The organism is Enterococcus sp. (genome assembly GCF_032555305.1).
In the GTDB taxonomy this organism is placed as follows: domain Bacteria; phylum Bacillota; class Bacilli; order Lactobacillales; family Enterococcaceae; genus Enterococcus_A.
In genome coordinates this window covers 129,742-150,263 of the sequence record NZ_JAWGOQ010000005.1, presented here as the reverse complement: position 1 = coordinate 150,263, position 20,522 = coordinate 129,742, and the positions used below count along the sequence as shown (strand labels likewise).

Below are 20,522 nucleotides of genomic sequence, written 5' to 3'. Positions count from 1 at the left end.
TTCCTTTCTAATACTCAGCGCCCGCATCATTTGGTGTTAATTGAAATTTCAATTTCAATTGCTTTTCTTTTAAATAATCAGCCGCTTTGATTTCCTGCTCGCTGAAGTAAATGTTGTTATACATTTTCTTGGTTTCAGGGCGATTGCTGACATTCCCAATAATTACTTCTTCGCCAAAATCAACCTCCGCTTTCTTTAACTCCGCCAGAAAAGAAATTGATTTTGCAATTAGATAATACTTTTTATCACTCGCTGCTGCTTCAGGAATTTTTTTCTTAGCCTGTTCAACTGTAAAAATGAACACATTTTTTCCCATCTTCTTGCCTGCGTCTTTAAAAACTGATTTGATGAAATTATCCTGACCAAGCTGATCATCAACCACCAATATGATACCGTCCCCTTGGCGTACTTTTGACCAATACAAAACAACTTGACCATGAATCAGCCGATCATCCACACGTACTAAAGTAAAACTCATAATTATTCCTCCTATAATTCACTATCCTCTTCCGCTGAATCTACAGGTTCAAATAACGCCACCGAATGAACCTGTTCGTTAACCGTCTCCCTGACAAGTGTCTCGAAATCGTCATAATTTTCAGGTGCTAGAACAAAAGCCAATAACGTAGGTAAATTCATACCAGAAACTAATTTAATATTCTGCTCGGTCGAAATTAAACGATAAGCTTGTAGGAATGGTGTAGCATTGACTAGATCTGCAAGTATCAGAATATCTTCATAGTCATCTTTCATCTTGTTTATAAGCAGACTTAGTTCTCTTTCAAAGGGAACAATTCCCTCCTCAGTCAGCGCCAAGGCACGGACTTTTTCTTGTTTACCAGTGATCATTTCACAAGATTCCTTCATTCCCTGTGCCATAGTGCCGTGACTGACTAAAATAATTCCTAACATTCTCCAACTCCTCCTTTAATCAGGTTTATTCTTGCTTTTCCCCAGAAAACTTCATGGTAGTCATTCCCTCAAGCTCGATCGTTTGGTCAGAACCAATTTTAATCCGTGTCGGTCTTCTGAAATCTACCTGCTCAAAATCCAAATGAATTCCTTTATCAATTTGCAGGAAAGCCTCTTTTGATTCAAAATCGATTGCCACATTTTTCAAAGCCAGTGTGGCCTTTTCACCATTTCCTTTAAACAATGATGTATGTCTAATTCCTGCAATAGAAACATTTTCTAAGGTCAAATCTCTTAGCGGTCGGTTGTTTTGAATCATTTCTACTTTTCCATGATCGTAGGCCAAAAGTCTGTCTGCATCCTTGATCATACAGTCCATAAGTTTAATATCATGGGCATCGTTGCGAATAGTGTCTGGTCTGATGGCGTAATATTTGAAAATTGCATGGGTATAGTAGGTGTCCTCAGATAAATGCGGATATCTTCCCGGTCCACTAAAAATACAATTCTTGAAGAGCAAATGCTCGCCGCCGATCCGCATGCCATTGCACGCTGTGTTCAAATAGCAATGATCGACCATCAGATTTCTAATATCATATCCAGCAAAACAATCGTCCCCACATTCCAATCGGCAATCAGTGACACTTATTTCTTCTGAGTGGTGCAGGTTAAATCCATCATGCCCAGCCTTAATTACTACATTATTAATCACTACATTGCGACATCCATCTAACGTGTGGCTCCAGTTCGCGCTATTTTCAAAACAATAGCCTTCCAAATGCAGGTGATCCACTTTTGACATAATGATCCCCATCGGACCGCGAAATTTCTCCTCACCATTTTCATCAAAGGTATCTTGTCCATTAATTACCGAACCCGGTTCACCGATAATTTTGATGTTCTCCGCTTCAAAAGCAGTAATCAATGCGTAAAAATAGTACTCCGGTAAATTCCAAATTTCTCGATAATAAGGATCAGCCAAGTACTGAATTGTAGATGGAACTTTAAAATCACTGTAATCATCCAGACATTTACTGCCTAACAAAATTGCCCCTGCTTGCAGACGCAGTGTGATGTCAGAGTACAACCGCAAGGAGCCAATCACAAATGTCCCAGCAGGTATGATCACTTCTCCCCCGCCAGATATTCGACAGGCATCAATACAGTTTTGGATCAGCTTGGTTTGAATCTTTTTAGTATCTGAAATTGCTCCAAAATCGGTTATATCAAATCTTTTTCTTTCTTGTTCCATTGGTCAGCTCCCTATTCCTCTACTGAAAATCTCAAAGCATATTGAAAAAGCGCAACTTTTACTACCTCGGTTTCAATCATTCATATTCAGTTTGCGCTTACAAGTCTATTCTATTAGTATCACCATTGAATAGTAACTGACGAAACGATATAATTAGTGTCAGAATGTTACCTTTTGAAAAGGAGAAAAAATGATTTTTGAGATTGATCTAAACAAACCGATTTTTTTCTTATGGGGCGGGCTTTTTGCTAATAACCAAGATCATCTATGGCGACATAAGATAACCGAACACTCCGAAAATTTTGAAGTAATCATAGCGGTCAAAAATAATTTGACACTAAATATCAATGGCGAGGATCATTTAATAAAAGAAAATGATTTTTTTCTCGTCCCGCCAAACGCAACAATCAAACCTGCTTTAACGATCGATTACGAGCTGAGTTTTTACTGGTTTCACTTTATGGCTTCTTATAAATTGATCACTCATGATGATGAAAAATTACAAACAGGCATACAGGATATCGCCTCTTTAAAATCACCGACTAACTTAAATAATTCCGTGCTCCTGCCAAGGAATTTTTCACTAACTTATCCTGAGAGAATCACAGTCCTGATCAACCAGCTGCTAAATAATGAAAAAATCTATCAATATACTCAAAGAAGCAATGATTTCTACTTAACCCTTTTGCTGATAGCAATCTGCGATGATTACTTAAAATACTTATCACAAAACGCAAAAAACAAAGTAAAGAAAACCGCCCTGATCGCCGAATGGATCCGAGTAAACATCTCCAGTGAACTGAACCTGCTCACAATTGCCGACCATTTTGGACTGAATCCAAACTATCTCAGCCGACTTTTTAAAAAGGAACAGGGTCTAGGAGTAAAAGAATATATTTTGAAAATCAAACTCGACTACGCCAAGAGACTCCTCACAACAACGACCCTATCTATCAATGAAATCTCGGAGCAATCATTTTTTTATGATTCAAAACATTTTATGCGTTTATTCAAACAAAAAAATGGTGTGACGCCTTCACAATATCGTGAAGAAAACTCCCACACCAATTTGAACTCCAGTATGATGGATCCCTCTTCTCCGCTGCCAAAGCAATTAGGCAACGAAGCATTAAAACAATTGCTTTTTGAAATAATGAAAGATAATCATGAGTAGAATTGAATCCTCAAAAAAAGAAGCACTCGGCTTCTTTTTTTGACTAATTTATTTTTACATACAGATGATAGGGTTCATGATTGATTTGATTTAGCGGCAGTAATTGAAGCTCCTTCAATTGATAACCATCCGCTGTCTTTGTTAACTTTTCTAGATCGGATGAATCAATAGAAATAAACTCTTTCTCTGCTGATTTGATTGCTAAGATATCCTTACCATAGGCGATTGACCCTAAGCTTGGTTCGTCGTTGGCTACAATAAATCTTAGTTTTGGTTGATAGGTAATACGAATTTCTTCATCTAGCTCTGTAAGTTCAAACTCAAGGTAGCCAGTAGTTATTGCTGGAAAGGAGACTATTCCATTGATAGTAATTTGGTCAAAAACGGCCCATTCTGGTACTCGAACTTTTAGATTAAATGCTCGTCTTCCTTTCCAAGCTAAAACAATTTCATTTTCTGAAACAGTCTGATAAATTGTAATCTCTTTTTCAGGCCACCTTACTTCGCTTGGGTAAAAAAGATTTACATAGGCAGTAGTCGCTGAAAAGGCGAAAATATCTTTTTGGAATCTTAGCAAGCTTTCCAGCCCTGTTCCATGGCAACAAGTGTTTTCATCCGTATCAAATTGTTTTTGCGCTCCTGGCGAACTCGGCATGAAATAGGTCGTTCCACCATCACACTCATGGCTTGCCGCAGATAATAAGTGATTATGCAGAACATTGTCATAATAATCGAAATATCTAGCTTGTGGCGAAAGGTCAAAAAGCTTTCTAGTCAATTTCAAAAGATTGTAACTGGCACAGCTTTCCGCAGATTTGGTAGTCAAAAAATGAGCGATTGCGTCAGATGGTTTAAACATTTCTGTTTCCCCAACACCACCGATGGAATAAGAATGGTGTTGCGTTACCATTTCCCAAAAATTTTGAGCAATCAATAAGTACCTTTCGTCTCCTGTCTCCTCATAGATATCTAAAGCACCAATAATTTGTGGGATATGTTGATTGGCATGAACACCATCAAGAGTGTCAAAATTCTCTTTCATCGGTATAAATAGTTTATCATTCTCAAACAACAGCCCAGCGCTTAAATACCTTTTATCGTCTGTGAAATGATAAAGACGCATCAATGCTGAGATCATTCCGCCAAATTCACCTGCGATATAGATTGACCACATTTGATTCAATTGTTGCGAATCTAGTTTTGACAAACGCTCATAGGTCCAATCTCCGATTTTTTTAGCAATTTCCAGAGCTTGTTCCGATTCAGCAAATTCATAACTATCTAAGCACCCTTGAAATAATTTATCCAATGTGTAGTAAGGCGCCCATATAGTTGGATAAGTCGTATAGACTTCCAATAAATCAAATTGCTTTTCTGAATATGCACTCAAAAATCCTCGATGCATCCCTAGTCTTTCAAGCGCATTTTGACATTCAGACAGATTGGAGATTAAGTAATCAACCTGTTTGAAGAAAGATTCCTCTTGAGTAGAATACGCTGCCAGTGACAATGCAGAAAGATAATGTCCTGTTGTATGCCCTTTTAAATTACATTCGGGTGCATCCCAGCCTGTCATTGGACCAGCACCTTCTGTAGGCAACTGTGCCACCTCACGGAAACTATACAATAATTGGTCCAATGAAAGTCCCTTCAAATGTTCAAGCATATTGAGCGAGGCCTGCTTGAAGCTTGAATTCTCTGTCAATTGCGTGGACAATGGCTTTGTAACTTTTTTTGGTGCTTTGCCTTTTTTAGAAGAGGCAATAATTTTAAGAAGAACCGTTTGCCCCGTTTCCTTTACCTTCCCTCTAAGAACCTGCTCACTTTTTGATTTATCAAGTTTATTCAGCCACTCGACTTCTGCTGTTGAGTAGTTCCCATTATCCAAAAATACAGCACAAACTGTCGGCAAGTGTTTTTCTGCTTCTTTTAAGCTGATTACCATATTTTCTGTTTTAATAATTTTTGTTTTTGGGACCTCTTCTAAAACGGTCGCAGTATATTTTTTCTGCTGAATATCATCACCAAGCTTCGCTGTAACAGTCAATTCAACTTCACGATTGCCCACACCAAAAGTAGGTCGAGTTACTTTTCCATTATGTGAAATAAAGAGAATTTCATTAGATGACCAAGAAAATGTGGTCCCTCGTTTTCCTGTTTCTGGTAATTCTAAGTCACAATCAACAGTTGCTAAATTCCCCAAATAGATTTCTTTTAAATCGGCTTCTAATGTTTCATTTATCGTTGTATTTATCGTCATTTACACGCTCTCCTCCACATGACTCTCTACGATATCAAATTCGTTTTTCTCGAAACGTTGCTCTTTTATCCAGTTCTTTCCTTCTACTAAACGAGCAATCACCATCGAGATAGCCGGATCTGAGGTTACATTGATCATCGTGCAGAATGGATCAGTCAAAGTTCCCATAATCACGATTAAGGGCACTGCTTCCGTTGGAAACCCAAACGCGGTACAAATGAACAATTCTCCGATAAAACCGCCGCTTGGGATCGTACCTACGATAATTCCGCTAATCACACCAACAAAGATTGCCATCCCCATTTCTTGAATACCAAAATTTCGCTGATAAATCGCGAATAGAAACGCAATTTTCATAATTTGGACACTTACCACACCATTCTTATGAGTACTGCCTCCCAAAGGAATCACAATATCGCAAATGTCTCTAGGAATCCCCATCTTCTCACTAGCAATAAGATTTACTGGGATACACGCTGTCGAACTACACGTTCCCATCGCTGTTGTCATTGGTAACGTAATATTTTTCCAATAAGCCTTTAAGCCTTCTTTTCCGCCGCCCCAATAAGTGTAAGCAGAGGAAGTGATAATGAAGAACAGAATACAGAAAACAACATAGATAACTGACAAACGAGCAATGGATGAAACGACCTGTCCTCCCATTTGACCGATCATTGAAGCAAAGTAGCAGGCGATTCCGATTGGTGCTAACTTCATAACCATAGCTACCATGCCGCTAAATACATCGGTCATTCCATTTAAAAAGTTTTTAATCATCAAACCTTTTTCGTTCAAGAGACTTGTACCGATCCCAAACATAATAGAGAAAATGATCAATGCTAGCATATTGTCTTTAGAGAGCAGCATAGAAAAATCAGATACCGTAAACATATTGACTAAATTCAATTCAGCTTTCAAATCCTCTGAGCTTCCAGGTAGCTTAATCGGTTGTCCATTCGTTGTAGGAAAGATCGTAGTCGTTAGTAATGCTAACAAACAAGTGATGATTCCAGATACGATGACAACAGCTAAGAATATTAATAAGATTTTTTTCAACTTACCAACGTTTTCCATGTTTGCGATCGAACTTGAGATTGAAAAAAAGACAATCGGAACAATCAGGCAAAAAACTAAATTAAGAAAAACATCAGCGACTGGCTTTACTATAGTAGCCTGTTCCCCCAGCAAAAGGCCTGCCACCGCTCCCACGACTACTCCCGCAAGTAAAATAATGGAAAATCGATAATTGCTTAAAACTTTTTTCATCAGAATTCCTCCTTCATTTGATAGCTTAATGTTAGCGCATACAAATCATTCGTTGAATGCAGGAAACAATAAAAAAATTGTATATTATCCTACTATAAAATTGTATAATATTAGTATATTAGTTTTTTATATGATGAGTTAAACAAATAAATTACCATTAAATAGGATTTTCAGACATTTCAATAGTATGATTTTATTCGAAAGGATGTTCGACATGTATTTAGAGTATATTTGTCCACCAATGCCTCACTTAATTGTTGCTGGACGTTCCATTTTCAGACCTGGCGATATTCACGAACGGCGTGTTTTAACAGATATTTTCGATTTGATTGTAGTAGAAAAAGGAACTCTTTACATGGAAGAAGATGGTTATCAATATACATTGAACGCCGGTGATTACTTAATTCTTGTACCAAATAAAAGACATAAAGGATTTCGTCCCTGTCTTGAAGAGACACATTTTTCTTGGCTCCATTTCTCAACTACTGGCTCATTTGGTCTAGAATTTTCTAGTAAGCAGCAAAAACGTAAACGAATGAATCACCGAAAGTATTATAAAAAGGATGATTTTTCTTTTTTTATCAGCAACCAAGCACACTTAAATACTCAACAAACAAGTTTTATTTTATCGATTATTGATCGCTTAGAGGAAGTTAAAATTGATAACCCGGCACACGAAAAAATTTTTTTCAAACCAAAAGTGGATGAATTTGAAGCCCAACGTTTGTTTTTATCCGTTTTGGATAGTATTCGAACTCAAGAATATTTTTCTACAGATTTTGATATTGCATCACAGATTTATTCTTATATCGAGTCCCATTCTAACCAATCGTTCTCTTTAGACACTCTTACTGAAAAGTTCTCTTATCATAAGTCTTATATTATTCAATTGACTAAAAAGCATTTTGGGACTACTCCGGCACAATTGCACAATCAATTCCGTTTAGAAAAAAGTCGAAACTTACTTTTAAAGACGACTATGAGTATTCAGGAGATTGCTGAAGAGCTGGGCTTCTATGACGCAGCTTATTTTAGTAAGCTATTCAAAAGAGAATATCATTCCTCCCCTAAAAACTATCGAAAAGATTTTTTTGCGCATACGGAAAGAAAAGAAGATACCCTATAATGATCGAATCACTAATATCAATAAAAAGGGAAGCTTTCAAAATCGAAAACTTCCCTTCATAAACTATTGAGTGAAACAACCATTTTCTTAATTAGATGAAACTCCCAAGTATATCCTGCAACACTGCTTCTCCATCTAACGTCTCATAATCCTCCTTTTTGATCATCTTATAGCTCACCGCCTTGTAGTTCAGAAAATCCTTCAAGCGATTCACTTCATATTCAGATTGGGGTCCGATCATCAAGCCATCGATTTGCTGGTTCTGAATGGCTTGCTCGGCGATGATAGCTGGTGCGGAATAGACGCGAATGGGAACGCCCTGTTCGTCCGCGGCTGTTTGAATATTCTTTACTAACAGCCCAGAAGTGATTCCGGCAGTGCAAATTAATAGAATTCTTTTTTCCTTGGTCATGTTTTCTACCGCCTTACGAGATTTTACGTTTCTTATTGTAGATATCAAGTACAACTGCAAGAAGCAGGATCAAGCCTTTGATGGCTTGTTGCCAATCGACTCCGACACCTAAAATTGACATCCCGTTGTTCAAGACACCCATAACCAAACCTCCGACGATCGCACCGGTAATCGTTCCGATCCCACCGGAGGTCGAAGCCCCACCAAAGTATACAGAAGCCATCGCATCTAACTCTAAAGAAGTTCCAGCTTGTGGGGTTGCCGCATTTAATCGTGCCGCTAAAATCAGGCCTGCCAAAGCAGCCATCATTCCCATATTGACGAAGACCCAAAAGGTGATTTTTTTGGTTTTGATCCCTGAAAGCTGAGCGGCTTTCAGATTGCCGCCTGTAGCATAGATTTGCCGACCAGCGACAGTGCTATTAGTCAAGAAGCCATAAACGCCAACAATCACACCGAGAATAATCAGGATAATTGGAAATCCTTGATATGCTGCAAAGATATAGCTCATGCCCAAAACGATTCCAACTGTCAAAATGGATTTGAAGATAAAGGCGTTCATTGAAGGGACTTCAAATAAATTCTTTTTCCGTTTTTCCCGAGCTTTCCATTGGAAGAAAACCAAAGCTAGCGCTAAGATCGCTCCTAACAGCAAGGTCAACACATGCATTCCAGAAGAAGAAACCAAGATTTCTGGCAGATAACCTGTTGAGATTTTTTGGAAAGCTCTTGGGAACGGCGCAAGTGATTGTCCGCCAAGCACTACCTGTGTCAACCCGCGGAACATCAATAATCCGGCTAAAGTAACGATAAAGGCTGGAATGCCCACATAAGCTACCCAGAATCCCTGCCATGCGCCGATCAAAGCTCCGATTGCTAAACAAACAGGAACAGCAATCCATGGACTCATGTGATTGTTCACCATCATCATGCCGGCAATCGCCCCAACAAAAGCCATCACTGAGCCGACAGACAAATCAACAAAGCCTAACAATACAACCAGCAGCATCCCTGCCGCTAAAACTAAAATATGGCTATTTTGCAAAACGATATTGGTAATATTCAACGGCCGGAGGAAGATTCCTCCAGTCATTAATTGAAAGGCGATCAATAAGGCGATCAAAATAATAACCATGCTGTATTTACTAAAAATATCTAATAGTTTTTCTTTTATATTAATGGTGCTTTTTTCTTTGCTTTCTTTCGTTGCATTCTCCATTAGGATACTGCCTCCTCTTCCATCGTCATCAAGTTCATCAAGGTTTCTTGGTTGGCATCTTCCCGCATGACTTCGCCGGTCATCGTTCCTTCGTTCATCGTATAAATGCGATCACACATTCCGATAATTTCTGGCAATTCAGACGAGATAATGCAGACACACTTACCTTGTGCGGCCATTTCTTCAATAATCGTATAAATCTCATACTTCGCTCCAACATCGATCCCACGAGTCGGTTCATCTAAGAAAAGAACATCGGGTTCGGTCATCAACCATTTCGCTAGGACGACCTTCTGTTGATTCCCACCGCTCAGACTGCCAACATTTTGAAAAACATTATTGGCTTTGGTTCGCATTTTTTTTCGATAATTTTCAGCTTCGGTGACTTCCTTTTCCTTGTCCAAAATGCCGCTTTTACTGATTTTCCCAAGACTAGCTATGGTGGTATTTTCTCGAATGTCCATCAATAAATTAAGTCCCACCGCTTTTCGATCTTCGGATACATAGGCTAAGCCATTTTGAATCGCTTGTGGAACATCATTGATTTTTATTTCCTTGCCTTCCTTAAAAATCTTACCGCTAATGTTGCTGCCGTAGGACTTACCAAAGATGCTCATCGCAAATTCTGTACGACCAGCCCCCATCAAGCCAGCAATCCCAACTATTTCTCCCCGACGAATGTTGAAATTAATGTGATTGTTCATCACTCTAGCTGTATCGATCGGATGGTGAACAGTCCAGTCTTTGACTTCGAAAAAGACTTCACCAATATTCGGATAACGATCGGGGTAGCGATTGGTGAGGTCTCTTCCCACCATCCCTTTGATGATTCGTTCTTCATTGATGTCTTCATTTTCCAACGTCTCAATTGTTTGACCATCACGCAAAATGGTAATGCGATCCGCCACATCAACGATCTCGTTCAATTTATGAGAAATGATGATTGAGGTAATCCCTTGATTGCGAAATTCCTTGATTAGTTCTAGCAGATTTGCACTTTCCTCTTCGTTTAGTGCCGCAGTTGGTTCATCCAAGATCAGCAACCGCACATTTTTTGAGAAGGCTTTGGCAATCTCGACTAACTGCTGATGACCTACCCCGATTTGGGAAACCAAGGTATTGGGATTGATTTTTAATCCCACTGTTTTCAATAAGTTCTCCGTTTTTCTCTCCGTTAAATTCCAATCGATGATCCCGTGATTGGTCTGTTCATTGCCAAGAAAAATGTTTTCCTTGATGGATAGATACGGGCTTAACGCCAACTCTTGATGAATGATGACGATCCCTTTTTCTTCACTGTCTCGTAGCCCTTTGAACTGACACGTCTCGCCGTCATAAATAATATCGCCTGAATAATTGCCATAAGAAAATAATCCGCTAAGTACATTCATCAAAGTCGATTTTCCTGCTCCGTTCTCCCCGCAAAGGGCATGGATCTCGCCGCGTTTGATGCTCAGATTGACATCATCCAAGGCACGAACACCGGAGAACTCTTTGATGATATTCTTCATTTCTAAAATGTAATCGGCCATTTTTCCACTTCCTTTTCAAGAGGATTGAGAAAAGCACGAGGCATTCGTACTTTTCTCTTCCTTTTTTACTCGCTTAAATCTTTTTCGGTATAATATTTTGTGTCAATCAGTTCTTGTTCGTAGTTTTCTTTGTCAACAGATACTGGTTTTGCCAAATAAGTTGGTACGACTTTTTCTCCATTGTCGTAGGTTTCTTCATCGTTAACCGGCACCTTCTTGTCGTCATGAATCGCTTCGATCATCTCAACTGTGTTATCCGCTAAAATTCGGGTATCTTTAAAGATCGTTTCTGTCTGTTCACCTGAAATGATCGATTTTACCCCAGCAATTGTTGCATCTTGTCCAGTAATGACTGGTAATGGTTTGTCTCCTGAGCCGTAGCCGACACCCTTCAATGAAGAGATAATTCCTAAGCTGATTGGATCATAAGGCGATAGAACTGCGTCTAATTTCTTGTCGGTGTAATTGGCGCTTAATAAATTGTCCATCCGTGATTGTGCCGTCGAGCCGTCCCAACGCAAGGTTGCGATTTGATTGAACTTCGTTTGACCAGAAGGAACGATCAACTGTTTGCTGTCAAAATAAGGTTTAAAGACGGACATGACGCCGTTATAATTGATTAGTGCATTGTTGTCATCCGGTGATCCGCCAAATAATTCAATATTGAAAGGTCCTTCACCATCTTTCAGTCCTAATTTTTCTTCAATATATGAAGCCTGCAAGACACCTACGCCGAAGTTATCAAAGGTCGCATAATAATCAACATACTTAGAATTCATCAATAAACGGTCATAAGCGATTACCTTGATATCAGCCTGATGTGCCTTCTCTAATACATCCGTCAGTGCAGAACCGTCAATTGAAGCGATAACTAAGGTATCTACTCCTTTAGTGATCATATTTTCGATCTGAGCTACTTGGTTTTCGACTTTATCCTCGCCGTACTGTAAGTCTGTTTTGTACCCTTTCTTTTTCAATTGCTTGACGATATTATCTCCGTCAGCGATCCAGCGTTCTGCCGACTTGGTTGGCATGGATACACCGACAAAGCCCTTTTCATCCCCTGAAGCATTTCCTTTTCCACAAGCAGTTAATGCGGTTAGCGCGATCAGTGAAACAGTCGCCACTAACATTTTTTTGAACCCTCGTTTCATAACTTTCCCTCCAAAACTTATTTGATAAACTAAGTGTACGTTTTGCAGCAACCGCTTTCATTGAGATTCTTTTTTACTTTCTTGGAAAAATACGGAAGTTTTTATTACTTCGTTAGATTTCTTGGATTTCTTTTGCGGATTCTTGACATTCTTTCGAAATCCACGGGCATGTTAGAATTAATTGTGGAAGCGCTATATACTAGTAAGGAAAGGGGGAGTATCCCGTGAGAAAAATCAAAATTTTTCTACTAATCGGCTTTTGTCTCCTATTAACAGGCTGTCAAAAGGAAGACGTAAAAGAAAACACCAAAGAAATCACGATCGGCTTTGCCCAAGCGGGGACTGAAAGCAACTGGCGCAAGGTTCAAAGTCAATCGATCAAAGAAGAGCTTGAAAAGCAGAAGTACCAAGTGATGTCCCGTAACAGCTTCTCCGATCCCAAACAGCAATACCAAGATGTGATGACCTTTATCGCCTATCAAGTTGATTTGATCATCCTTTCTCCGATCCAGGAAATCGGCTGGGAACCCATCCTAGAAGAAGCAAAAAAAGCCAAGATTCCTGTGATTATCGTTGATCGAAATATCGCCACCAATCGCACGGATCTCTTTTTGACCCACATCGGCTCCAGCTTCAAAGCTCAAGGCGGGAGAGCCGGTCTCTATGTGACGAACCACTACCAAAAGATCGAAAAGGAAACCATAAATGTTTTTGAGATCAAGGGGACCGAAAATTCCTCCCCTACTCGACTGCGCCACGATGGTTTTACTGAAACGGTCGGACGCGATCCAAGAATCAAGATCAAAGAAACGATCACAGGTGATTTTATCCGTCTGAAGGCCAAAGAGGAATTCTCTGAAGCCATCAAAGCCAACAAGCTAAACAACATTGATGTCATCTACTCCCATAATGATGAAATGACGCTCGGTGCTCTAGATGCACTTGAAGATCACCAGCTAGAGAATAAATTCGTGATCGTATCCATCGACGCTCAAAAAGAAATGATCGAGCTCTTAAAACAAGGAAAGGTCAATTGTGTAGTGGAATGCAATCCATTCATGGGTGAACTTGTTGCGAATACCGTTAAACGCTACTTTGACAATAAGACTATCTCAGAGGACATCTATGTTTCCGATACGGTTTTTTCTGACCAAAACTCACTTTCAACAATTCCGCCAAGAAACTACTAGGAGGCCGCTGATGAAAAAACAAACAACTATCAAATCACTCCTGCAGCGAATCAGCTGGCTGATGCTGGTTTTATCAATCGTCCCGCTGATCATCAGTGTTTTGATCTACACCCGCTATCTGTTTGCATATGAGCGCAGTGTTGGAAACATCTCGGAAGCCAACCGAATCGCAAACGATGTAGAGGAAAAGATCATGGAAGAGGCATGGAGCTTGACCTATGGGCAAATGACCACTGCAGAATTTTCGCAAAGCAACAGTGTCAACCGAATCAAAAGAGAAATCACTGAAATCAAAAAAAATACCCAGACCACCCAAGAACGTGCTAACTTGAATATCGTGAACCGCTCTTTAGATAATGTGGATAGCTATCTGGAGAAAATCGTAGCAAATATCGAAGCCGATGCTCCCTTTAAAGAGAATCAAGAATTAATGGTCCATGTGGAATCTGCGACAAATTTAGTCCATGAGATTCTTCAAGACTTTGTCACTATCGAGATTAAGCTGGCCGCCAATCATAGTCAGCAGGTTCGGCAAGCCATCCTCCTTTTGTCAGTAATCGAGGCCGCGATTATCGCTACCATCATCTTCTTTTCCCGCAAAACCAATACCCGGTTGATGAGGCAGGTCCAACAGCCGATGGAAGAGATGATTAAGATGGCGGATGCTCTCTCTGACGGCAAACTCAATTATCGAATCAACTCGCTCCCAGGCAACGAGCTGCAAAAACTAAGCACTAGTATGAATGAAATGGCGGATAATTTAGTGGTACTCTTAGAAGAAAATGCGTTGAAGCAATATAATCTCGCACAGAGTGAAGTGCGGGTACTTCAAGCTCAGATCACCCCACATTTCATCTACAATAGTTTGGATGCGATTTTAGTCTTGGAGGAAATGGGAGAAAGTGAAAAGGTCAAAGAAATGACCTATGCGCTCTCTGACTTCTTTCGAATTTCTTTGAGCCAAGGTCAGGATTGGATACCAGTGGAAAAAGAAATCAAGCACATCAACGATTACCTGATTATTTTACAGATTCGCTATGGCGATGCTCTAACCTATTCGATTGAGATCGAGGAACAGATCAAAAACTATTCGATGCTGAAAATGATTCTCCAGCCTTTGATCGAAAACGCGGTCTATCATGGAACAAAGCTGGTACGACGAACCGGAAAAATCGTAGTTCAAGCCTTTTTAGACGATCAGGATTTTATTCATTTTTATATTATAGATAATGGAAAAGGCATTACAGAGAAGAGGTTGAAGGAAATCAACGCTGAACTAAAGGATGGCTTAGACACTGAGTTTCAAGAGGGCTATGGTTTGTTCAATGTGAACAAGCGCTTGCTGTTGTATTATGGCAAGGAAGCAAAAATCGAGATCACCAGTATCGTAGATAGTGGCACCACGGTTCATGTGATCATCCCAACACGAAAAAAAGGAGGCTCAGAAGATGTATAAAATTTTTATTGCCGAGGACGAGCATCTCATTCGCGAATCTCTTAAACGAAACATCAACCAATTGGCTGAAAAACTGCCGATCGAAGTGGTTGGTGAAGCGAGCGATGGTGAAGTGGCTCTTTCTATGATTCTAGAGCTTCAACCGGACATCCTCGTGACAGATATCCGCATGCCCTTTATGGACGGGATCGAACTCTCTCAGGAGGTTAAACAGAATATTCCAAATATCCAGATCATTTTTATCAGCGGCTTTGATGAATTCACTTATGCCAAGGCGGCGATCCATTTACAGGTCGCGGAATACTTATTGAAGCCCATCAAGTTCAATGAGTTGCAGGAAAGCCTGGAAAAAGTCGTTTCACGCATGGAGCAAAGCAAACAGCCGACAGTCGATGATTCTTATTCTTTCGATGTGAAAAAAAATCTATTTCTGAACGCTCTTTTCGGCAATCAATCGACCTTGTCAGAAGCACTTGAAGGCGCACGACAGCTGAAGCGGCAAATCGCCGGCAAAAAATTTATCGTACTCTTGATAACGAATCCCATCAATAAGAACTTCGCGGACTATGAACGTTTCAGAGAAAAAATGACGAGGCTTTTCGATGAAGATGACAGCTTGCTCTTCTCCTGTCTTTCTTCACGCTTTATCAAAATTCTGCTGTTCCATCCAGATGAAGATGTCCTTTTACAGAAAGCCGATCAAGTCGCACTCACTCTTTATACAAAGTTGAACAGCGATGATTCAAATCTAGTGGTTGCGATTGGAAACCCCGTTGAACGGATCAGCGAAATTCAAAAAAGCTATGAAACCGCGAAAAGCCTGTTGGACTATTCCCTTGTCCAAACGAAGCAGCCGATTCTACACTATCAAGATTTCGATCAAAAACTAAATCAGTATCAGAAGGAGCTGCATTTGAAGGAACAAATCGATGAAATGACCAATCAAAATCGACACTTGCTCATAGCCGAATTCATCGAAATGAGCGATAAAAGTGAAAATCCTTTGTTGTTTCGCTTGATCATGGTGAATGAACTGAACCAATTAGCAGCAGAAAAGAATGCTCAAATGAAGGATAAATTTCCGATTCCTTCACCAACAAAAATTTCTACTATTCTTTCAGACCCTGTCCTATTTCGACAATACTTGGAGCAAATCTTGGACTTTTTGAAAAAGACGGTCATTGATGAGCGCATGAGACAATATCGCGAGCTGCTAGATCAGGCGATTGTCTATATTAAACAAAATTTTTCCGATACGGAATTATCATTAGGCAGTGTCGCCGATCACATAAACCTCAGCAGCTCCCATTTCAGCACGATCTTCTCTCAGGCTCTGGGGAAAACCTTTGTCGAATATTTGACTGAGCAGCGTTTGAAGGAAGCCAAACGGCTGCTTGCAAACACAGACTGGAAGCTCTCGGTGATTGCCACCGAGATTGGGTATAATGATCCCAATTATTTCAGCTATATCTTTAAACGAAAAGAAGGCCTTTCTCCTAAAGAATATCGGAAGAAAAATCGACAGTAAGCAAAAGAACTGCAAACACGTCAGTCTAATGACGTTGTCTGCAGTTCTTCTTTTTATTCATAGTTTTTAACTAAAATGATATTCTTTACGCTTCAAGGCTTCCCATTTCCAATCTTCGACCTCTGGAATATCTTTTCCTTCTGTCCGAATGAAGTCATGGTGTTTAGCCAAAGTCTGATCCATTTGTGCAGAGAAATCTTTCGCATCATCTGCAAGTACTGCGTTAGCAGCGTCTTGTGCTAAGTGGAAACGGTCCATTTCACTGAAGACACGCATATCAAATGGTGTCGTGATGTCCCCGTTTTCACGGTAGCCGTGGATGTGCAGATTATGATTGTGACGATCAAAGAAGATGTCACGAACCATGCCTTCGTATCCATGGAAAGCAAAGACGATTGGTTTGTCAGCTGTGAAGATCGCATCGAATTCTTCATCGGTTAATCCACGAGGATCGATATCTGGATGACGTAATTTCAAGATATCCACCACGTTGACAAAACGGATCTTCAGCTCAGGAAACTCTTTGTTCAAAATTGACACAGCGGCTAAAGCTTCCAAGTTTGGTTCTGTACCAGCTGCTGCGATGACAACATCAGGTTCTTCACCGTTGTCAGTACTTGCCCAGTCGATAACCTTCAAGCCTTTTTCAACTAATTCTTCCGCTTCGTCGGCAGAATAGAATTGCGGACGCGGATGTTTACTTGAAACGATCAAGTTGATGACTTGTTTATCCTGCATTGTTTTATCCATGACTGCCATCAAGCTGTTGGCATCTGCTGGCAAGTATTCACGAATAAATTCTGGTTTTTTCTCAGCTAAATGTGTTAATACACCTGGGTCTTGGTGAGTATAGCCATTATGGTCTTGTTGGAATACCGTAGACGTTGCAATCAAATTCAACGCTGGGTATTCTTTACGCCAAGCATGAGCGCTGGCTTTGCGCATCCATTTGAAATGCTGCGTCAACATAGAGTCTACTACCCGCAAGAAGGATTCGTAGCTGGCGAAGAATCCATGACGACCAGTCAATACATAACCTTCCAAGAAACCTTCCGCTTGGTGTTCAGATAATTGACCATCGATTACACGACCGACAGATGATTGCCATTCATCGGTACTGTTTTTTGGTTCCATCCATTGACGATTTGTTACATCAAACACTTTGTTCAAACGATTTGATTTTGTTTCATCTGGTCCAAAAATACGGAAGTTCGTTGGATTTTCAGTAATCATATCACGAGCTTGTTGACCAAAGACGATCATATCTTGCGCCATCACTGCGCCTGGTGTAGTTGTATCGATCGCATATTCTTTCCAGTTTGGCATCTTCATTGGTTGTGGATCGATCCCGCCGTTCGTGATTGGGTTCGTAGACATCCGATGATCACCTTTTGGAGAAATTTCTTTCAGTTCTTCAACGATTTTTCCATTTTCATCAAACAATTCTTCTGGACGGTATGATTTTAACCAATCCACTAATTTATCCGCATGTTCCATATCTTCTGAGCTTACTGGAATTGGCACTTGGTGGGCACGGAAGGTTCCTTCTAATTGTTCGCCGTCCCATGTTTGCGGGCCTGTCCAGCCTTTTGGTGTACGGAATAAAATTACTGGCCATTTTGGCATTACAGCATCTTCCGCTTTGCCTTTACGGGCTTCTGCTTGGATGTCTTTGATTTCTGTGATTACTTTGTCTAAGGTGTCAGCCATAATTGGGTGAACTTTTTCAGGATCTGTACCTTCAACAAAGTAAGGTTTCCAGCCTAATCCTTCAAAATATTTCTTCAAATCTTCATCACTCTTACGAGAAAGGATTGTCGGATTTGAAATTTTTCCGCCGTTTAGGTAAACGATTGGCAATACTGCGCCATCATTGACTGGATTGATAAACACATTTGAGAACCAGCCGCCAGCTAACGGACCTGTTTCTGCTTCGCCGTCACCTACAACAGTCGCTGCAATCACATCTGGATTATCTAAGATCGCACCTGTCGCATGTGATAATGAGTAGCCAAGCTCGCCGCCTTCATGGATTGAGCCGGGTGTTTCTGGTGCGGCATGTGAAGCGATCCCGCCTGGGAATGAGAACATTTTGAACAGTTTCTTCAAACCGGCTTCGTCTTCCGTGATTTCTGGATAGATTTCACTATAACTGCCATCGATATATGAGTTTGAAACCATTACTTGACCACCATGACCAGGGCCTTCAATGTAGAACATGTTCAAGTCATATTTATTGATTGCGCGGTTTAGATGCGCGTACAGGAAGTTTTGTCCTGCAATGGTTCCCCAGTGACCGATCGGATGTGTCTTCACATCGTCTTTTTCTAGTGGTTTTCTCAATAATGGATTATCTTTCAAGTACATTTGCGCAACTGAAATATAGTTCGCTGCACGCCACCATGCATCTACCTTTTCAAGATACTCTTTTGAGTCAAAATTGGTTTTCATAACTAAGAAACTCCTTTATAGTTGTTTTTACTTTTATTATTTTAGTACAATATACCTTTAATTGATCCAGAAGTAAACCCTTAAGCTCAAATTATCGGTATTTTTTACTTTTATTAGTTCAAGAAAATATTGGTCTGGTTAGCCCAAACCAATATTTTATCTTTTATTTGATTGTTACATACTCTAAATCAACTAGTTTTGCCCAAGTGACAATCTGTTCAGTAGTAAGATTCAAGGATACTACGGTATGATGTCCGCCGCCTGTTTCGATCCATTTACCAACACCCTCATGGAAATTAGGTTTTACTTTCCAAAGCACCCGTGCCACTGGCAAGTTCGGTGCTGCTTCAGTTGGTTCAAAAGCTTCCACTTCGTTGATCAGCAGCTTGTAGTGTGTACCGAAGTCAGCCATTGAAACCACCACACCATCGCCAGCTTTTCCGTCAAATACTAAACGAGCAGGATCTTCGCGGTCACCCATTGATAATGGTGAAACAACAATTTTCGGTTTATTCACCGCTAATGTCGGATCAACCTCCATCATGTGAGATTGTAGAATCGCCTCTTTGCCAGCTGCTAACTCATAAGTATAATCTTCCATGAAGCCGGTATTTTGGTTGTGAGCCATGACCTTCATCAAACGATCCAACGCTGCTGTTTTCCAATCACCTTCGCCGGCAAATCCGTAGCCTTCTGCCATCAATCGTTGTACTGCTAATCCTGGCAGCTGCTGCATGCCATACAAATCTTCAAAGTTCGACGTGAAGGCATTGTAATCCCCTGCCTCTAAGAAACGACGGATTCCGATTTCTTGCTTGGCTTGGACTTTGACATGAGCTTCCCATGTTTCATGATCGTAGTCGCCATAGTCAAAATCATACAATTCTTTGTATTCAGCAAATAACGCATCGACTTCTTCATCCTTAACTGCATCAACATATTGCACCAGATCACCAATTCCAAAGTAATCTACAACCCAGCCAAATTGAATTTGCGCTTCGACCTTATCCCCTTCGGTTACTGCGACATTCCGCATATTGTCGCCAAAACGAGCCACTTTGATATTAAAGCTTTCGTTAAAGGCCACCGCTACGTCCATCCAGTCAGCGATCTGTTTTTGAACGCCTTCCGATTGCCAATAGCCAACGACGATTTGATTTTGTTTTTTCAAGCGGGCATTGATGAAGCCATATTCACGATCCCCATGAGCCGATTGGTTCAAGTTCATGAAGTCCATGTCGATCGTATCCCACGGAATACTTTCATTGAATTGTGTTGCTAAATGCAGTAATGGTTTTTGTAATAACTTCGTGCCGCGAATCCACATTTTTGCTGGTGAGAAAGTGTGCATCCAAGTGATAACGCCCGCTACTTCATCGCGATAATTGACTTCCTTCATGATTTTAGTAATGGTATCCGGTGTTACGGCCAATTCCTTCAAAACAATCGGATAGCTCAATTCACCACTGTCATTCAACCCTTTGACGATTGCCTCCGCGTCAGCCTTCACGCTTTTCAACGCTTCTTCTCCGTATAAATGCTGCGAGCCTACGACAAACCAAAATTCTTTTTTACTAACTTCTAACATGC

General features: G+C 40.4%; 16 protein-coding genes. 5 read left to right on the top strand and 11 right to left on the bottom strand.

Going from position 1 to position 20,522, the window contains the following annotated elements:
* Window positions 1-7: 7 nt before the first annotated feature.
* From E6139_RS06015 to E6139_RS06005, 3 genes are read right to left on the bottom strand one after another with little or no spacing between them, the layout of a single operon-like run.
* Window positions 8-478 carry a PTS sugar transporter subunit IIB gene (locus tag E6139_RS06015; protein WP_316402153.1) on the bottom strand — a complete coding sequence of 157 codons (471 nt, stop codon included), beginning with the start codon at window positions 476-478 and terminating at the stop codon, window positions 8-10.
* A gap of 11 nt (window positions 479-489) precedes the next feature.
* A complete protein-coding gene (locus E6139_RS06010; protein ID WP_316402152.1) occupies window positions 490-912 on the bottom strand; it encodes a hypothetical protein in 423 nt (140 codons plus the stop codon).
* 25 nt (window positions 913-937) lie between these two features.
* Window positions 938-2,164, bottom strand: a complete 1,227-nt coding sequence (locus tag E6139_RS06005) for a glycoside hydrolase family 28 protein (RefSeq protein WP_316402151.1) — start codon at window positions 2,162-2,164, stop codon at window positions 938-940.
* A gap of 190 nt (window positions 2,165-2,354) precedes the next feature.
* Here E6139_RS06005 and E6139_RS06000 point away from each other — a divergent pair, with 190 nt between their 5' ends.
* Window positions 2,355-3,338, top strand: coding sequence for an AraC family transcriptional regulator (locus tag E6139_RS06000; RefSeq protein WP_316402150.1), 984 nt, complete (start codon window positions 2,355-2,357; stop codon window positions 3,336-3,338).
* Window positions 3,339-3,381: 43 nt separating this feature from the next.
* On the opposite strand, the gene E6139_RS05995 is transcribed toward E6139_RS06000, so the two are convergent.
* Window positions 3,382-5,598, bottom strand: a complete 2,217-nt coding sequence (locus tag E6139_RS05995) for a beta-L-arabinofuranosidase domain-containing protein (protein ID WP_316402149.1) — start codon at window positions 5,596-5,598, stop codon at window positions 3,382-3,384.
* Entirely contained in the window at window positions 5,599-6,864 is a 1,266-nt protein-coding gene (locus E6139_RS05990; RefSeq protein WP_316402148.1) for a dicarboxylate/amino acid:cation symporter, read from the bottom strand. It lies immediately after the preceding gene.
* A 214-nt stretch (window positions 6,865-7,078) separates the two neighbouring features.
* On the opposite strand from E6139_RS05990, the gene E6139_RS05985 reads away from it, so the two are divergent.
* On the top strand, window positions 7,079-7,990 hold the full coding sequence (locus E6139_RS05985; RefSeq protein WP_316402147.1) for an AraC family transcriptional regulator: 912 nt from the start codon (window positions 7,079-7,081) through the stop codon (window positions 7,988-7,990).
* 91 nt (window positions 7,991-8,081) lie between these two features.
* Here the strand turns inward: E6139_RS05985 and E6139_RS05980 are convergent, their stop codons facing one another.
* The 4 genes from E6139_RS05980 to chvE all read right to left on the bottom strand — a co-directional run bounded on the left by E6139_RS05980 (window position 8,082) and on the right by chvE (window position 12,307).
* Window positions 8,082-8,402 (bottom strand): PTS sugar transporter subunit IIB, encoded by a 321-nt coding sequence (locus E6139_RS05980; RefSeq protein ID WP_316402146.1) that lies wholly within the window; start codon window positions 8,400-8,402, stop codon window positions 8,082-8,084.
* A 13-nt stretch (window positions 8,403-8,415) separates the two neighbouring features.
* On the bottom strand, window positions 8,416-9,621 hold the full coding sequence (gene mmsB, locus E6139_RS05975; RefSeq protein ID WP_316402145.1) for a multiple monosaccharide ABC transporter permease: 1,206 nt from the start codon (window positions 9,619-9,621) through the stop codon (window positions 8,416-8,418).
* Window positions 9,621-11,153: a multiple monosaccharide ABC transporter ATP-binding protein gene (gene mmsA, locus E6139_RS05970; RefSeq protein WP_316402144.1), complete on the bottom strand. Its 1,533-nt coding sequence runs from the start codon at window positions 11,151-11,153 to the stop codon at window positions 9,621-9,623. Before mmsA ends, mmsB begins: the two co-directional genes overlap by 1 nt.
* A 65-nt stretch (window positions 11,154-11,218) precedes the next feature.
* Complete coding sequence (chvE, locus tag E6139_RS05965; protein WP_316402143.1) at window positions 11,219-12,307, bottom strand: multiple monosaccharide ABC transporter substrate-binding protein; 1,089 nt, start codon at window positions 12,305-12,307, stop codon at window positions 11,219-11,221.
* Between the two features lie 224 nt (window positions 12,308-12,531).
* Here chvE and E6139_RS05960 point away from each other — a divergent pair, with 224 nt between their 5' ends.
* From E6139_RS05960 to E6139_RS05950, 3 genes are read left to right on the top strand one after another with little or no spacing between them, the layout of a single operon-like run.
* Window positions 12,532-13,497 carry an ABC transporter substrate-binding protein gene (locus E6139_RS05960; protein WP_316402142.1) on the top strand — a complete coding sequence of 322 codons (966 nt, stop codon included), beginning with the start codon at window positions 12,532-12,534 and terminating at the stop codon, window positions 13,495-13,497.
* A 10-nt stretch (window positions 13,498-13,507) separates the two neighbouring features.
* The gene (locus tag E6139_RS05955; protein WP_316402140.1) at window positions 13,508-14,953 is read left to right on the top strand and encodes a sensor histidine kinase; all 1,446 of its coding nucleotides are present in this window, start codon (window positions 13,508-13,510) and stop codon (window positions 14,951-14,953) included.
* Entirely contained in the window at window positions 14,946-16,481 is a 1,536-nt protein-coding gene (locus tag E6139_RS05950; RefSeq protein WP_316402139.1) for a response regulator, read from the top strand. Before E6139_RS05955 ends, E6139_RS05950 begins: the two co-directional genes overlap by 8 nt.
* Window positions 16,482-16,547: 66 nt before the next feature.
* Here E6139_RS05950 and E6139_RS05945 read toward each other — a convergent pair whose 3' ends face one another.
* Entirely contained in the window at window positions 16,548-18,932 is a 2,385-nt protein-coding gene (locus E6139_RS05945; protein WP_316402138.1) for a phosphoketolase family protein, read from the bottom strand.
* 163 nt (window positions 18,933-19,095) lie between these two features.
* Window positions 19,096-20,520 carry an L-arabinose isomerase gene (gene araA, locus E6139_RS05940; RefSeq protein WP_316402136.1) on the bottom strand — a complete coding sequence of 475 codons (1,425 nt, stop codon included), beginning with the start codon at window positions 20,518-20,520 and terminating at the stop codon, window positions 19,096-19,098.
* Window positions 20,521-20,522: the final 2 nt, after the last annotated feature.

Coding starts and splice junctions, on each gene's coding strand:
- E6139_RS06005 (WP_316402151.1), bottom strand. CDS start 2,164: ATGGAACAAGAAAGAAAAAGATTTGATATAACCGATTTTGGAGCAATT.
- E6139_RS05945 (WP_316402138.1), bottom strand. CDS start 18,932: ATGAAAACCAATTTTGACTCAAAAGAGTATCTTGAAAAGGTAGATGCA.
- E6139_RS05995 (WP_316402149.1), bottom strand. CDS start 5,598: ATGACGATAAATACAACGATAAATGAAACATTAGAAGCCGATTTAAAA.
- araA (WP_316402136.1), bottom strand. CDS start 20,520: ATGTTAGAAGTTAGTAAAAAAGAATTTTGGTTTGTCGTAGGCTCGCAG.
- E6139_RS05955 (WP_316402140.1), top strand. CDS start 13,508: ATGAAAAAACAAACAACTATCAAATCACTCCTGCAGCGAATCAGCTGG.
- chvE (WP_316402143.1), bottom strand. CDS start 12,307: ATGAAACGAGGGTTCAAAAAAATGTTAGTGGCGACTGTTTCACTGATC.
- E6139_RS05990 (WP_316402148.1), bottom strand. CDS start 6,864: ATGAAAAAAGTTTTAAGCAATTATCGATTTTCCATTATTTTACTTGCG.
- E6139_RS05980 (WP_316402146.1), bottom strand. CDS start 8,402: ATGACCAAGGAAAAAAGAATTCTATTAATTTGCACTGCCGGAATCACT.
- E6139_RS06010 (WP_316402152.1), bottom strand. CDS start 912: ATGTTAGGAATTATTTTAGTCAGTCACGGCACTATGGCACAGGGAATG.
- E6139_RS05985 (WP_316402147.1), top strand. CDS start 7,079: ATGTATTTAGAGTATATTTGTCCACCAATGCCTCACTTAATTGTTGCT.
- mmsA (WP_316402144.1), bottom strand. CDS start 11,153: ATGGCCGATTACATTTTAGAAATGAAGAATATCATCAAAGAGTTCTCC.
- E6139_RS05950 (WP_316402139.1), top strand. CDS start 14,946: ATGTATAAAATTTTTATTGCCGAGGACGAGCATCTCATTCGCGAATCT.
- E6139_RS06015 (WP_316402153.1), bottom strand. CDS start 478: ATGAGTTTTACTTTAGTACGTGTGGATGATCGGCTGATTCATGGTCAA.
- E6139_RS06000 (WP_316402150.1), top strand. CDS start 2,355: ATGATTTTTGAGATTGATCTAAACAAACCGATTTTTTTCTTATGGGGC.
- mmsB (WP_316402145.1), bottom strand. CDS start 9,621: ATGGAGAATGCAACGAAAGAAAGCAAAGAAAAAAGCACCATTAATATA.